Below are 12,654 nucleotides of genomic sequence, written 5' to 3' on the forward strand. Positions count from 1 at the left end.
GGACGCGCCGGGATCAGGCGGACTTCGGGAAGTCCTTCCGCTTGATCTTGGCGCGCCGCCCGTCCGGGTGGTGGAAGACGATGCCCTCGGCGAGCGCGCCCGGCGCGAACCGGCTCTCCAGCTCCGCCAGGTGCTCCCGCAGGCCCCGGTAGCTGCGCGGGACCCCCTCGTACACCGGCGCCTCGCGGTCGAACGGCAGGCACAGGTGCCGGTCGAGGCCCAGCGGGTTGCCCTGGATCCGCGGCCCCAGCGCCTCGCACGGGTGCTCCCCGTCCGGCCAGCCGCCGACCTCGGTGCCGCGGGCGGCGGCCAGGATCCACTTGTCCCCGGCGGCGTCCTCCGCGGCGTCGACGTACCAGCCGTCGACGATCCCCAGCGCCTTCTGCGCGGCGCTCGGGTTGCGGCGCTTCTCCACCCGCACCAACCGCCCCGAGCGGACGGTCAGTCGGACGTTCGTGCCGTCCAGCTTCTCGGTCGCCGTGCCCTCCCCGGCGAACACCCAGGCGCACTCGGCGCGCGGGCGGTCCACCACCCGGAAACCGGCGTCCCGCTCGAACAGCGTCGGGATCTTCTCCATGGTCGCCATCCCCCTCCGTACCTGACCGACGAGCTCCTCGGGCGTGACCGTTCCCGCGGCCAGGCCGGCGGCCAGCGCGCGGACCAGGTCCGCGACCGACACCTCCGCCTCCACGGCGACCCGCTTCAGCGCCTTCTTCTCCTCCGGCGACACCCAGGCCACCAGCCGGGACCAGCCCTCCGGCGGCACCCAGCGGGCCAGCTTCTCCGGGTCCTTCCTGGGCCTGCCGCGGCCGCGCTTCTCCTCCACGGGCCCTGACGCTAGGTCAGCTTTTCCCTGGTGTCAATTGGCATAACGGAAAATCGGCGCGGGGCACGACGAAGGGCGCGGCAGCCGTGAACGGCCGCCGCGCCCCTGGTCGTTGACGTCGGGTCAGCCGATGTCGACGATGCCGCCCTCGCCGCCGCCGACGGCGGTGTCGGTGGCCCAGCCGTAGCCGCCGCCCGCGGTGAAGATGTGCGAGGTCTCGGCGAAGCCCGCCCAGTGGCCGGCGACGAAGGGCTCGTCGGCGGTGGCCACGCCCTCCTGGCCGCCGCCGACGGCGACGTGCGCGTACGCGGGCGCGGCGATGCCGGCCAGCGCCAGGGCGGCGACGGTGGTGACGACGGCCTTGCCCAGCTTGCTCTTCATGGGGGTTCCTCTCTGCGTCGGGTGGTGCGTCTCATACGTCAGCACAGCGGTGCGGCTGGAGCGGCGCTGCACGCGCCCACCGGTGCTCCGATCACCCGATCGCGCCGCGGACGAACGGGTTCGGGGAGCGGCCGGAGACATGGAACCGCCGGGCCCGCGGGGATCGCTCCCCGCGGACCCGGCGGCCGATCGCGACCGGACAGGTCAGCCGATCAGGTGGGACACGCCGCCGTCGCCGCTGCCCACGGTGTTCTGGCCCACGACGCAGGTCTGCGACGGCTTGTTGTCCAGGACGTCGGCCTCGATCGGCACCGCGACGCCGATGACGGCGACGGCGATGTTGTGGACCTCGGGGAGGCAGAGGTTCGGGTTGTCCAGGGTGTGGAAGTTCGGGCTGTGGTTGCCCGAGGTGCCAGTGGCGTTGGTGCCGCCGTTGCCCTGGACCGAGGTGGCGGCGCCGTCCGCGTCGCCGATGGCCATCGCCGGGGAGGCGATCGTGGCGAGACCGGCGGCGGCAACGCCGGCGGCGGCGAGAGCCTTCTTGATCATTGGGTTTTCCTTTTCGGATCTGATGGAGTGGAGCAGCGGACCGGTGCGTGGCTCACGCCCCGGTCCCGCCGCCGGCCCGGGGGAGCGGAACCGGCGGGTCGTGCCGCGCGGAGCGTGGGGCTCCGCGCCGGGGGCAGTGACGGTGGGTCAGCCGACCAGGTGGGAGACGCCGCCGTCGCCGCTGCCGAGGGTGCCCTGGCCGACCACGCAGGTCTGCTTGGGCTGGTTGTTGAGCGCGTCGACCTCGACCGGAACGGCCACGCCGAGCACGGCGACACCGATGTTGTGGATCTCCGGGAGGCAGAGGTTCGGGTTGTCGGCGAAGTGGAAGTTCGGGCTGTTGTTGCCCCAGGTGCCGGTGGCGTTGGTGCCGCCGTTGCCCTGGATCGAGCCGGCCGAACCGTCCGCGTTGCCGATGGCGACGGCGGGGGTGGACACCGCGGCGAGCGCGGCGGCGGCCAGGCCGACGGTAGCGAAAGTCTTCTTGAGCATGGTGGAGATACCTCTCTGAAATGCCGTTCGAGGGGTGCTGCCCCGTCGTCGTCGGGATCAAAGAATGGCGAACGGGAAAGTTACGGGGTCTTCCGGAAATTCGTCAGCGATCACCGTTTCGCCCGCGCGCCGGTCGGATTGTCGACGATGCGGAGATCGGATTATTCAGCCGTTCCGGTTAACTGCCGCTATCCGCCGGGGAACTGGATCGTTCGCCAGGGTGCCCACCAAGGGCGCGAAGCACTCGAACCAGTTTCCCGAACGAACGGCGAACACCATGAAGCTCTCCAAGCGGGCGACCGGCGCCCTGCTGCTGGCGGTCGGCGCCGGCGTGGCGGCGACCCAGGGCGTGGCCCAGGCGGCGGCCCCGAAGACCCCGGCCGAGGTGGCCGCGATCGAGAACGGCCTGGCCACCCAGGAGGTGCCGTTCAGCATCCCGCTCAGCGCGGCGACCGCACCGCTCCCGCTGCTGCCGGACGGCGGCGAGGTCCACGGCGGGATCCCGACCTCGCCGCTGATGCCGCCCACCGAGACCGGCCAGAGCCCCACCCGGCCGATCCCGGACCACGTGCTGCCCGCCCTCAACGGCGGCAAGGTCGGCCCCTCGCTGGGCGCCGTGCTGCCGCTGCCCGAGGTCGACCGGAGCGCCGAGCTCGGCACCCTCGGGCTGGACGCCCCGGCCGCCCCGCTCAGCCTGGGCGGCCCGGCGGTGGGCCTGGGACAGCCGGTCTCCTTCGTGGAGGGCCAGAGCGGCCGGCTCACCGACGCCGCGCTGACCCTGGACAAGGTCGACCCGCACCTGGTGACCGCGCCGGTGCAGGCCGTCCCCGGGGCGAGCGCCTCGCTCGGCGGCGAGCAGGACCAGATCTCGGTCACCGACTCGGTGAGGAACCTGACCGCCACCACCACCGCCACCACCGGCGAGATGCTGAACCAGGCCGACCCGGTGGGCATCCTCGCCAGCGGGCTTGACCAGAGCCGGATCTGACGGAGCGTCCGGCGCGACGGAGCGTCCGGCGCGACGGACCGTCCCGACGGCACGGAGCGGCCCGGCCCCGCGGGGGGACCGGGCCGCTCCGTCGTGTCCGGCCCGCGCTCAGCCCGGCAGCACGCCGAGCAGCGGGCCGGCCAGCGGGAGGTCCTTCGCCCCGCCGCCGCCGGACAGCGGCGCGGTGAGCGGCGCGGTGCCGACCGGGGCGACGCCGTTGTCGGGGACGACCGCGACGCCGTTGTTCAGCACGTCCGCGCCGGAACCGGCCCACGGGTCGAGCCGCAACTCCTTCAACGGGGCGACCGCGTAGCCCAGCGCGCCGGTGGTGCCGCCGACGGCCTGCTGGGCGTCGGTGTTCTGCAGGTGGGTGGTGGGCACGGGCAGCCCGCCGAGCGTGTCGGCCTCGGCGTGCGCGGCCTGGGCGGTGACGCCGCCGAGCAGCATCGCGGCGCCGAGCGCGGCCACGGCTCCGGTGGTCTTCCGGGACATCGGCCAATCCTTCGGGGTGAGCGGAGCGGTGCTCCGGGGAGGAACGCGAGCGGCCCCCCGGCCGCGGGGCCGGGGGGCGGTCTGCACGGGGTTGCCGATCAGCCGGGGGCTGTTCAGCAGTCGTCGCCGACCGGCGGCGCCGGGGGCTCCTCGACGACCGGGGCGTCGATGTTGGCGCAGGAGTTGCCGAACGCCGGGTTCAGCAGGCCGATGACGTTGATCGAGTTGCCGCAGACGTTCACCGGGACGTGCACCGGCACCTGCACCGCGTTGCCGGAGAGCACGCCGGGGGAGTTGGCGGCGACGCCCTCGGCGCCCGCGGAGGCGTTGGCCAGACCGGCCGAGCCGAGCACCAGGCCGGCGGCGGCGGCCGACAGGACGGCGGCCTTCTTCACGTTCTGCATGGGGGTTGATCTCCTAGATCACACAGAGGAGTTGGTGCGCCGCGCCGCACCCGGGGGTGCGACGCGGCGCGGGCGCTGCGTCAGGCAGTTCAGCCGACGTTGGCGCAGTGGTTGCCGAACGCCGGGTTCAGCAGGCCGATGACGTTGACGGTGTTGCCGCAGACGTTGACCGGGACGTGCACCGGGACCTGGATCAGGTTGCCGGAGAGCACGCCGGGGGAGCCGGCGGCGACGCCCTCGGCGCCGGAGGAGGCGTTGGCCAGACCGGCCGAGCCGAGGACCAGACCGGCGGCGGCGACGGACAGGACCGCGGCCTTCTTGAAGTTGCGCATAGCTTTCTTCCTCACGTTCTGCCCGACTTTGGATGGTCGGGTGCCGGGCGATCGCATCATCGCCCGGGGTTTTCCGGATGCGCCGTGAATGTCACTCACGCGGCCCAACACCCTCGTGTCGCCCTTGGCTTGGGCGATACGCGCCGCGTCGTGGTGCGCCCGCGACCACTCGCTCACGGCGGGGAGCGGTCGCTTCGCGGCGCTTCCAGGGCGGCACGGGGCTGCCTGTGGAGCGGTGTTCGTGAGGAAGAACGAGCCGACGCGGCGGGGGAAACGGGCGGATCCGCCGATCACCCGAATGCGGCGTATTACGCCGAGTGGGTGATTGTTCGCGGGCGTGCGCAACTGTCCCCGGGCGGCTTCGTTGGCCTGGTGCACGTCCCGTGTGCTTCCTACCGGCAGCCCCCGGCGCGGCAATTGGAAGATCTGATTTATCGAGGAGACTCAGAATGAGCATCAAGAAGGCCGCCGCCGTCGGCGCCGCTGTCGTGGGCATCGTCGCCGCCGGTGCGGGCTCCGCCATGGCGAGCAGCGGCGCCGAGGGCGTCGCCGCCGGTTCCCCCGGCGTTGCCTCCGGCAACGAGATCCAGGTCCCGGTGCACGTCCCGGTGAACGTCTGCGGCAACTCGATCGACGTCATCGGCCTGCTGAACCCGGCGTTCGGCAACTCCTGCGCCAACGTCGGCTGACGCGAGCCCCCTGGCCGGCCGAGCCGCCGCCCGCACCCTCCTGGCGAGGTGCGGCCGGCGGCTCGTCCGCGTTCCGAACGGCAGTCGACCCTTGGGTGTCTGCTGCTCCACCCCGCCATGGTGACCCACGGACGGTGAGAGCCCCGCTGGGGGCCCGGCAGAAGAGCACCGTCAGGGGCCCGGGGAACGGCGAGGCCGTGGCTGCGGGCGGTTCACTGCCGCCCGGCGCATCGGCTTCGGGTTCTGTTCAAGACACGCAGCAGCGCGGACCTCCGATGGGCTCCGGCCGCCAGCAGCATCGACCCGCCGTTCCCCGGCTCCATGGCGGGGCCGCATAGCATGGCGGCCTCTCTGCCTGGAGGTTCGTGGTGACCGGTACGGCCTTGGTGCTCGGGTTGGACGTCGGGGGGACCAGTACGCGGGTGCTGGTCGCGGAGGTGGACGGGCGGGTGGTCGGGCGGGGGCGCGGGGGTGGGGGGAATCCGGTCGCGCACGGGGTGGAGGCCGCGGCGGCGGAGATCGGGGGTGCGGTGCGGGCCGCGCTGGCCGGGGTGGATCCGGGGCGGGTGGCGGCGGGGGTGCTCGGGCTCGCGGGCGGGCTGGTGGTGCGGCCGGAGTTCGGCCCGCTGTGGGACTCGCTCGGGCTCGGCGCGCACCCGGTGCTGGTGAGCGACGTCCTGCTGGCGCACGCCGCGGGCAGCTCCGGGCCGGACGGGAACGTGGTGCTCAGCGGGACGGGCGGGATGGCCGCCGAGGTCCTCGGCCACGAGTTGCGCCGCACCGCGGACGGGCACGGCTGGCTGCTGGGCGACCGCGGCTCGGGGGTCTGGCTCGGCCGCGAGGCCGTGGTCGGCGCCCTCGCCTCCATCGACCTGGACGCGCCGCTGACCGGCCTGGACGCGGCGGTCGCCGAGGCGCTGGCCGGCCCGGACGGCCTGGGCGAGGACCCCCGTTCGACGTTGATCGCCGCCGTCCACGCGCAGGCCCCGGCCCGGCTGGCCCGGCTCGCCCCCGTCGTCCTGGAGCGGGCCGCGGCGGGCGACCCCGCGGCGCTCGCCCTGGTGGACCGGGCCGCCGACCACCTGATCGACACCCTCGCGCTGCTCCGCCCGCCCGGTTCCACGCTGCCCGTCGTGCTGGCCGGCGGCCTGCTCACCGCCGACACCCCGCTGGCCGCCCGGCTGCGCCCGCTGCTGGCCGAGCGCTGGCCCGCCGCCCCGCTGCGCACGGCCGGGGACGGCGCGGGCGCGGCCGCCTGGCTGGCGGCGCGGTCGTTGGGTGCCGGGACGGCGGAGCTGCACCGGGCGCTGACGGCCTGACGGCCCGTTCACTGGCAGGTCATCGCCCAGGGGGTGACCCCGCCGTGCGGGGCCTGCCGCGGCGGGTGGTCCCCGGGGGCGGGGCGGGCGGCGGCGCCGGGGAGGGCGATCTCGGCCCAGACCCACTTGCCGCCGCGCTTGCGCACCACGCCGTGGGCGAGGGCGAGTTCGGCGATCAGCAGCAGGCCGCGGCCGGACTCGGCGTCCTCGTCGGGGTGGTCCGGGGTGGTGGGGAGGACGGGGGAGGAGTCGTAGACCTCGATGACGGCGCGGTGGTGCAGCGGGTCGGCGTGCACGCCGACGGTGACGGCGTCCCCACTGGCGTGGCGGACGGCGTTGCCGAGGAGTTCGGAGGTGACGAGGTCGAGGGTGAAGCGGGTGTCCTCGTCGAGCGGGGTGTTCCAGGTGGCGAGGAGGTCGCGGACCCGGCGGCGTCCGGCGGCGACGGTGGCGGGCTCGCGGGGCAGTGAGAACCATCGACGGTGGACGGACACGGCAGGCTCCTCACGCGGTTTCGCCCGATGGGCGGAGACTCGGCAGCCGATATGAGGGTATGTCAGATCCCAACATCTCTAGACAAGCTGAAATCTCTAGAGATGTCAATGCGTCAGGACCCGCTCCTGCGTAGCATGTCTAGAGAAGAGGGGAAGGAAGTCCGCCACCATGACCAGTCACCCACGCGCCGCGCAGCCCAAGTACCAGCGGATCGCCGAGGACCTCAAGCGCGAGATCGACGCCGGCCGCTACGGCCCCGGCGACCGGCTCCCCGGCGAGAACGACCTGATGGCGACGTACGGCGTGGCCAGGATGACGGCCCGCCAGGCGCTCGGCGTGCTCCAGTCCGAGGGCACGGCGGAGGCCCGCCGGGGCGTGGGCGTGTTCGTCCGGGAGTTCCGGCCGATACGGCGCCGGGGCATCCAGCGGCTCTCCGACCGGACGTGGGGCGGCGGGGCCTCGGTCTGGTCGGCCGACATAGCGTCCCGCGAGCTGACGGTGGACCAGCTGTCCGTCGCCGAGCGGGAGGCGCCCGAGCAGATCGCCGCCGTGCTGGGCCTCAAGGGCGGTGAGCCGGCCTGCGTGCGCAGCCGCCGCTTCGTGCTGGACGGCAAGCCGGTGCTGCTCTCCGACTCGTACCTGCCGGCCGCGCTGGTGGCGGGCAGCCGGATCACCGACGCGGACACCGGGCCCGGCGGCACGTACGCCCGGCTCGCCGAACTCGGCCACAAGCCGGTGCACTTCCAGGAGCGGATCCGCTCCCGGATGCCCGCCGGGGACGAGTCGGAGCGGCTGGCGCTGGCGCCCGGCACGCCGGTGTTCCTGCTGCACCGGATCGCGTTCGCCGAGGACGGGCAGGCGGTCGAGGTCAACGAGATGGTGCTCGACTCGGCCTCGTACATCCTGGAGTACGACTTCGACGCCTGAGCCGCCGCGCCCTCCGGGGCGCCCGGGTTTTCCACAGACCTGTGGAAAACCCGCCGCGCGCCGGGCCCGCCCACCGGTCGTTCACCGGTTCGGAGCAGCAGCCCGGGCCGGGCCGGTGCGCGGCGGCGGAGGGTGGTGGAGGGTCCGTCCCGCGAGCGGCGCGGGGACGGCCCGCGAACCGGGAGGCGTACGGTGACCCACCACGACCCGCTGGACTACTCCGACCGCACCGACTTCGAGGACGCGGACCGCGGCCTGGTCGCCCCGCCCGGGACCGACACCGTCACCACCCCGGACGGCCGGGTCGCCTGGGACTTCAGGGCCACCGACTTCCTGACCGGCGAGTGCCCCGACACCGTCCACCCCAGCCTCTGGCGGCAGTCCCAACTGACCGCCCGCGCGGGCCTGTTCGAGGTCACCGAGGGCGTCTACCAGATCCGCGGCTTCGACCTGTCGAACATGACGCTGATCGAGGGCGAGCGCGGGGTGGTGGTGGTCGACCCGCTGGTGTCCGCCGAGTGCGCGGCGGCCGGCCTGGCGCTGTACCGGGAGCACCGCGGCGAACGCCCGGTCACGGCCGTGCTGTTCACCCACTCGCACATCGACCACTTCGGCGGCGTGGACGGCGTCCTGGCGGAGGGCGCGGACGTCCCGATCGTCGCCCCGGCCGGGTTCATGGAGCACTCCGTCGCCGAGAACGTGTACGCGGGCACCGCGATGCTGCGGCGCGGCGACTACTACTCCGGCGGCGACCTGCCGGCCGGCCCGACCGGGCTGGTCGGCATGGGCCTCGGCCACACCGCCTCGCACGGCACCCCCAGCCTGCGGCCCGCCACCCTCGACGTCACCCGCACCGGGCAGGAGGAGCGGCTCGACGGCGTCCTGTTCCGCTTCCAGCTGACGCCCGGCACCGAGGCGCCGTCCGAGCTGAACTTCTTCCTGCCCGAGCGCCGCGCCCTGTGCATGGCCGAGAACGCCACCCACAACCTGCACAACATCCTGACCCTGCGCGGCGCCGTCGTCCGCGACGCCCGGATCTGGTCGCGCTACCTCACCGAGGCGATCGAGCTGTTCGCCGCCGACTCCGACGTGGTGTTCGCCTCGCACCACTGGCCGACCTGGGGCACTGAACGGCTCACCCGCTTCCTCTCCGAGCAGCGCGACCTGTACGGCTACCTGCACGACCAGACCCTGCGCCTGCTCAACCAGGGCCTCACCGGCCCGGAGATCGCCGAGCAGCTGGAACTCCCGCCCGCGCTGGCCTCCGCCTGGCACGCCCGCGGCTACTACGGCTCGGTCAGCCACAACGTGAAGGCCGTCTACCAGCGCTACATGGGCTGGTACGACGGCAACCCGGCCTCGCTGTGGGAGCACCCGCCGACCGAGAGCGCCAAGCGCTACGTGGACTGCATCGGCGGCCAGGACGCCGTCCTCGCCAAGGCCCGGGAGTACGCCGACGCCGGCGACCTGCGGTTCGCCGCCCAACTGCTCAAGCACGCGGTGTTCGCCGACCCGGAGGACGGGGACGCCAAGGAGCAACTGGCCCAGGTCTTCGAACGGCTCGGCTACGGCGCGGAGAACGCCACCTGGCGCAACTGCTACCTGATGGGCGCGCTGGAGCTGCGCAACCCGCCGAAGGCGATGCCGTTCGGGGCCGGCAACTTCGCCGGCGCGCTCACCGTCGACCAGGTCTTCGACTCGCTGGCGATCCGGGTCAACGGCCCCGCGGCCTGGGGCGAACAGCTCGCCACCGTATGGAAGTTCACCGATCTCGGCAGCACCCACCGGGTGACCCTGCGCAACGGCGTCCTGGTGCACGCCGAGACCGCCGCCGACCCCGGCCCGGCCGACCTGACCGTCACGCTCACCAAGCCCCAGCTGTTCGGCCTGCTGGCCGGCCGGGGCCGGAGCGGGATCGACCTCAGCGGCGACCCGGCCGTCCTGGACCGGCTGTTCGCGGCCCTGGACGAGTCCGACCCGGCGTTCCCGGTCGTCACTCCCTGACGGCCCCCGCCGTCCCCGCACCGCCGGCCGGACGGCCCGGTGGCAGGCCCGCCCACGGGTCCGCCACCGGGCCGTCCGGCCGTTCCGTTCCAGGCCGTTCCGTTCCGGGCCGGGCCGGGTCGGGTCAGTCCTGCTCGGCCGGGGTCTCGTACTCGGCGACCAGGACGGCCCGGGCCAGGACGAGGAAGCCGAGGGTGCCGCTGACCACGGCCGCCGGGGTGTCCGCGGCCAGCCCGAGGGACTCCACCGGCAGCGCGTGCACGGCGAACACGTAGCGGTGCGGGCCGTGGCCGGGCGGCGGGGCGGCGCCGCCGAAGTCGTTGCTGCCGTAGTCGTTGCGGCCGTGCACGGCCCCGGCGGGCAGGCCCGGGAAGTCGCCGCCGCCCGCCCCGGCGGGCAGCTCGGTGGTGCCGGCCGGGAGGTCGGTCAGCAGCCAGTGCCACCACCCGCAGCCGGTCGGCGCGTCCGGGTCGAAGCAGGTCACCGCGAAGCCCTTCGTCTCCGGCGGGAAACCGGACCAACCGAGCTGCGGCGAACGGTTCCCACCCGCGTACGCCTGCTCCTCGCCGAGTCGGCCGCCGTCGGCGACGTCGGTGCTGAGCAGCGTGAAGGACGGGACGGGCCGCATGAAGTCGAACGGCAGCGGCGGCCTGGATCCAGGGCCACCTGCTGGACGGCGTGACCCGGCGCCGGGTCGTCGCCCTCGGCGCGACGGTACTGGCCGCCCCGGCCGTCCTCGCCGTCCTGACCCTGCTCCTCGGGGCTTTGGCGGTCCGGACGGAGGGATGAACCACCAGGGGCCCGGGGAACGGCGGGTCCGTGCTGCTGACAGTCGGAGCCCATCGGAGGTCGGGACTGCTGCGTGTCCTTGGCGGAACCGGAAGCTGATGCGCTGGGCGGCAGTGAACCATCAGCAGACTGGGCCTCGCCGTTCCCCGAGCCCCCGGCGGGGCTCTTCGCCGTTCCCCGAGCCCCGGACGCGCGCACCCTGGCGGGGGCTTTCGGTGGCCCTACCCGGCGGCCGCCGCGAGATCGAGCTCGGCGCGGGCCGGGTCGGCGAGGAGGGCGGCGAGCGCGGCGGCGAAGACGGGGCCGCCGTCGGCGAGGGCGAGGTCCTTCGCGGCGAGGCGGATCGGGAAGTCCGCGTCGGTGCTGTCGATCCGGGCCATCACGCCCGCCAGCGGGCCCGCGGCCAGGGCGCGGCGGGCCTGGGCGGCGGGGACGCCGAGGCGTTCGGCGACGGCCAGGGCCTCGCCGACCACGGTCACGGAGGTGACGACGGCGCCCATCATGACGATCTTGAGGGCCGCGCCCGCGCCGGGCCCGCCGCAGCGGACCACCCGGCCGAAGCGCTCCAGCAGGGGTTGTGCCCGGTCCAGCGCGGGGTCCTCGCCGCCCGCGTAGACGACCAGGGTGCCGGCGGCGGCCGCGGCGACGCTGCCGAGCACGGGGGCGTCCACCAGGTCGACGCCGTGCGGGAGTCGGTCTCGCTGTTCGGCGACGGCGGCCGGGCCGATCGAGGACATGTCGATCCACAGCGTGCCGGGGGCGAGCACGGGGCGGAACCGGTCCGCGACCTCGGCGACCGCCGCGGGGTCGGAGAGCATGGTCACCACCACGCCCGCGCCGTGCACCGCCTTCTCGGGGGAGGCCGCTTCGGTCAGGCCCCCGGCCCGGCCCCCGGTCCGGTTCCAGACCACCAACTCCTTTGCCGCGCCATCCAGTCGGCGGGCCAGCGGAAGCCCCATCCGGCCCAGCCCCAGCACTGCCACTCGCTCCGTGATCTCCATGCCGACCACGCTAGGCGCGACCGAGGCAGGCGACAAACGAATGTCCGGCATGGTAGCCATGCGGAATGGACATGGCTTGGTTGGAGGTCTTCCGCACCGCGGCCCGACTCGGTTCGTTCACCGCGGCGGGTGACCGGCTGGGCTGGACGCAGTCTGCGGTGTCACGTCAGATCGCCTCGCTGGAAGGTGAGTTGGGCGTCGTACTGTTCGACCGGCTGCCCCGTGGGGTGGGTCTGACCGAGCACGGTCGGACCCTGCTGCCGCACGCCGAGGCCCTGCTGGAGCGGTTCGACGGCACCCGCCGCGACCTGGCCTCGCTCACCGGTCTGAGCACCGGACGGCTGCGGCTCGGGGCCTTCGACAGCGCCAACGCCGCGCTCGTCCCGGCCGCGCTGGCCGCCTTCCGGAGCGTGCACCCGGCGATCGCCCCGACCCTCACCGAGGGGCTCTCCGGCGACCTGCTCAAGCTGCTCGCGGACGGTTCGATCGACCTCGCCCTGGTCACCGCCTATCCGGAACACCCGTACGACACCGATCGGTTCGAACTGCACCGGCTGGTGGACGACCCCGTCCTGGTGGCCGTCCCGCGCACCCACCGGCTGGCCCGGCGCCGCCGCCTGCGGCTGGCCGAGCTCGCGGAGGAGCCGTGGATCGCCGCCAGCCGACACCCCGAGGCCACCCTGTTGGCGGCCTGCGTCCGCAGCGGCTTCCGGCCCCGGGTCGAGTACGAGGTGGCCGGCTGGACGGCCAAACTCGGCCTGGTGGCCGCCGGGTTGGGCATCACCCTGATCCCCTCGCTGGCCGCCCGGGCGGCCCGCCCCGACCTCGCGCTCGTCCCGCTGCACCCGGAGGACACCCCCGTCCGCCACGTCCACACCGCCGTCCGCCGCGGCCACCTGCTCGTTCCGGCCGTCGCCGCCTTCCTGCCCCTCCTGCGCGCCGCGGCCGGGACCTGACGCCCCGGCG

At 74.3% G+C, this 12,654-nt stretch carries 16 protein-coding genes; 6 read left to right on the forward strand and 10 right to left on the reverse strand.

Translation table 11 applies throughout. The features are described from left to right. Nucleotides 1-13: 13 nt before the first annotated feature. The 4 genes from ACWEO5_RS10990 to ACWEO5_RS11005 all read right to left on the reverse strand — a co-directional run bounded on the left by ACWEO5_RS10990 (nt 14) and on the right by ACWEO5_RS11005 (nt 2,248). Nucleotides 14-826: a hypothetical protein gene (locus ACWEO5_RS10990; RefSeq protein ID WP_452162122.1), complete on the reverse strand. Its 813-nt coding sequence runs from the start codon at nt 824-826 to the stop codon at nt 14-16. 123 nt (nt 827-949) lie between these two features. Next, the gene (locus ACWEO5_RS10995; RefSeq protein ID WP_452162123.1) at nt 950-1,207 is read right to left on the reverse strand and encodes a hypothetical protein; all 258 of its coding nucleotides are present in this window, start codon (nt 1,205-1,207) and stop codon (nt 950-952) included. Between the two features lie 204 nt (nt 1,208-1,411). Further along, on the reverse strand, nt 1,412-1,756 hold the full coding sequence (locus tag ACWEO5_RS11000) for a hypothetical protein (protein WP_014136473.1): 345 nt from the start codon (nt 1,754-1,756) through the stop codon (nt 1,412-1,414). 147 nt (nt 1,757-1,903) lie between these two features. Continuing rightward, nucleotides 1,904-2,248 (reverse strand): hypothetical protein, encoded by a 345-nt coding sequence (locus ACWEO5_RS11005; RefSeq protein ID WP_014136472.1) that lies wholly within the window; start codon nt 2,246-2,248, stop codon nt 1,904-1,906. 277 nt (nt 2,249-2,525) lie between these two features. Between ACWEO5_RS11005 and ACWEO5_RS11010 the strand changes: the two genes are divergently transcribed. Further along, on the forward strand, nt 2,526-3,236 hold the full coding sequence (locus ACWEO5_RS11010; RefSeq protein WP_452162124.1) for a hypothetical protein: 711 nt from the start codon (nt 2,526-2,528) through the stop codon (nt 3,234-3,236). Between the two features lie 108 nt (nt 3,237-3,344). On the opposite strand, the gene ACWEO5_RS11015 is transcribed toward ACWEO5_RS11010, so the two are convergent. From ACWEO5_RS11015 to ACWEO5_RS11025, 3 genes are all read right to left on the reverse strand, one after another. Continuing rightward, on the reverse strand, nt 3,345-3,728 hold the full coding sequence (locus ACWEO5_RS11015; RefSeq protein WP_344553518.1) for a hypothetical protein: 384 nt from the start codon (nt 3,726-3,728) through the stop codon (nt 3,345-3,347). A 113-nt stretch (nt 3,729-3,841) separates the two neighbouring features. Beyond that, complete coding sequence (locus tag ACWEO5_RS11020) at nt 3,842-4,132, reverse strand: chaplin (RefSeq protein WP_033252292.1); 291 nt, start codon at nt 4,130-4,132, stop codon at nt 3,842-3,844. An 89-nt stretch (nt 4,133-4,221) separates the two neighbouring features. After that, complete coding sequence (locus tag ACWEO5_RS11025) at nt 4,222-4,464, reverse strand: chaplin (protein ID WP_452162125.1); 243 nt, start codon at nt 4,462-4,464, stop codon at nt 4,222-4,224. A gap of 449 nt (nt 4,465-4,913) precedes the next feature. Between ACWEO5_RS11025 and ACWEO5_RS11030 the strand changes: the two genes are divergently transcribed. After that, nucleotides 4,914-5,153 (forward strand): chaplin, encoded by a 240-nt coding sequence (locus ACWEO5_RS11030; RefSeq protein WP_452162126.1) that lies wholly within the window; start codon nt 4,914-4,916, stop codon nt 5,151-5,153. A gap of 368 nt (nt 5,154-5,521) precedes the next feature. Next, nucleotides 5,522-6,472: an N-acetylglucosamine kinase gene (locus tag ACWEO5_RS11035; protein WP_452162127.1), complete on the forward strand. Its 951-nt coding sequence runs from the start codon at nt 5,522-5,524 to the stop codon at nt 6,470-6,472. Nucleotides 6,473-6,480: 8 nt separating this feature from the next. Here ACWEO5_RS11035 and ACWEO5_RS11040 read toward each other — a convergent pair whose 3' ends face one another. Beyond that, a complete protein-coding gene (locus ACWEO5_RS11040) occupies nt 6,481-6,966 on the reverse strand; it encodes an ATP-binding protein (protein WP_452162128.1) in 486 nt (161 codons plus the stop codon). A gap of 169 nt (nt 6,967-7,135) precedes the next feature. Here ACWEO5_RS11040 and ACWEO5_RS11045 point away from each other — a divergent pair, with 169 nt between their 5' ends. Next, nucleotides 7,136-7,894: a GntR family transcriptional regulator gene (locus tag ACWEO5_RS11045; RefSeq protein ID WP_452162129.1), complete on the forward strand. Its 759-nt coding sequence runs from the start codon at nt 7,136-7,138 to the stop codon at nt 7,892-7,894. A 192-nt stretch (nt 7,895-8,086) separates the two neighbouring features. Beyond that, entirely contained in the window at nt 8,087-9,898 is a 1,812-nt protein-coding gene (locus ACWEO5_RS11050) for an alkyl/aryl-sulfatase (protein ID WP_452162130.1), read from the forward strand. Nucleotides 9,899-10,022: 124 nt separating this feature from the next. Here ACWEO5_RS11050 and ACWEO5_RS11055 read toward each other — a convergent pair whose 3' ends face one another. Together ACWEO5_RS11055 and ACWEO5_RS11060 are read right to left on the reverse strand one after the other, a co-directional pair. Further along, the gene (locus ACWEO5_RS11055) at nt 10,023-10,526 is read right to left on the reverse strand and encodes a YbhB/YbcL family Raf kinase inhibitor-like protein (protein WP_452162131.1); all 504 of its coding nucleotides are present in this window, start codon (nt 10,524-10,526) and stop codon (nt 10,023-10,025) included. Nucleotides 10,527-10,908: 382 nt separating this feature from the next. Then, the gene (locus ACWEO5_RS11060; protein ID WP_452162132.1) at nt 10,909-11,688 is read right to left on the reverse strand and encodes an NAD(P)-dependent oxidoreductase; all 780 of its coding nucleotides are present in this window, start codon (nt 11,686-11,688) and stop codon (nt 10,909-10,911) included. Nucleotides 11,689-11,753: 65 nt separating this feature from the next. Between ACWEO5_RS11060 and ACWEO5_RS11065 the strand changes: the two genes are divergently transcribed. Continuing rightward, nucleotides 11,754-12,644, forward strand: a complete 891-nt coding sequence (locus ACWEO5_RS11065) for a LysR family transcriptional regulator (RefSeq protein ID WP_452162133.1) — start codon at nt 11,754-11,756, stop codon at nt 12,642-12,644. Nucleotides 12,645-12,654: the final 10 nt, after the last annotated feature.

This window comes from Kitasatospora sp. NPDC004272, assembly GCF_053603035.1.

Bases quoted from the DNA above. Each gene is read 5' to 3' on its own strand.
- ACWEO5_RS10995 (WP_452162123.1), bottom strand. From the start codon at position 1,207: ATGAAGAGCAAGCTGGGCAAGGCCGTCGTCACCACCGTCGCCGCCCTG.
- ACWEO5_RS11000 (WP_014136473.1), bottom strand. From the start codon at position 1,756: ATGATCAAGAAGGCTCTCGCCGCCGCCGGCGTTGCCGCCGCCGGTCTC.
- ACWEO5_RS11005 (WP_014136472.1), bottom strand. From the start codon at position 2,248: ATGCTCAAGAAGACTTTCGCTACCGTCGGCCTGGCCGCCGCCGCGCTC.
- ACWEO5_RS11010 (WP_452162124.1), top strand. From the start codon at position 2,526: ATGAAGCTCTCCAAGCGGGCGACCGGCGCCCTGCTGCTGGCGGTCGGC.
- ACWEO5_RS11015 (WP_344553518.1), bottom strand. From the start codon at position 3,728: ATGTCCCGGAAGACCACCGGAGCCGTGGCCGCGCTCGGCGCCGCGATG.
- ACWEO5_RS11020 (WP_033252292.1), bottom strand. From the start codon at position 4,132: ATGCAGAACGTGAAGAAGGCCGCCGTCCTGTCGGCCGCCGCCGCCGGC.
- ACWEO5_RS11025 (WP_452162125.1), bottom strand. From the start codon at position 4,464: ATGCGCAACTTCAAGAAGGCCGCGGTCCTGTCCGTCGCCGCCGCCGGT.
- ACWEO5_RS11030 (WP_452162126.1), top strand. From the start codon at position 4,914: ATGAGCATCAAGAAGGCCGCCGCCGTCGGCGCCGCTGTCGTGGGCATC.
- ACWEO5_RS11045 (WP_452162129.1), top strand. From the start codon at position 7,136: ATGACCAGTCACCCACGCGCCGCGCAGCCCAAGTACCAGCGGATCGCC.
- ACWEO5_RS11055 (WP_452162131.1), bottom strand. From the start codon at position 10,526: ATGCGGCCCGTCCCGTCCTTCACGCTGCTCAGCACCGACGTCGCCGAC.
- ACWEO5_RS11060 (WP_452162132.1), bottom strand. From the start codon at position 11,688: ATGGAGATCACGGAGCGAGTGGCAGTGCTGGGGCTGGGCCGGATGGGG.
- ACWEO5_RS11065 (WP_452162133.1), top strand. From the start codon at position 11,754: ATGGACATGGCTTGGTTGGAGGTCTTCCGCACCGCGGCCCGACTCGGT.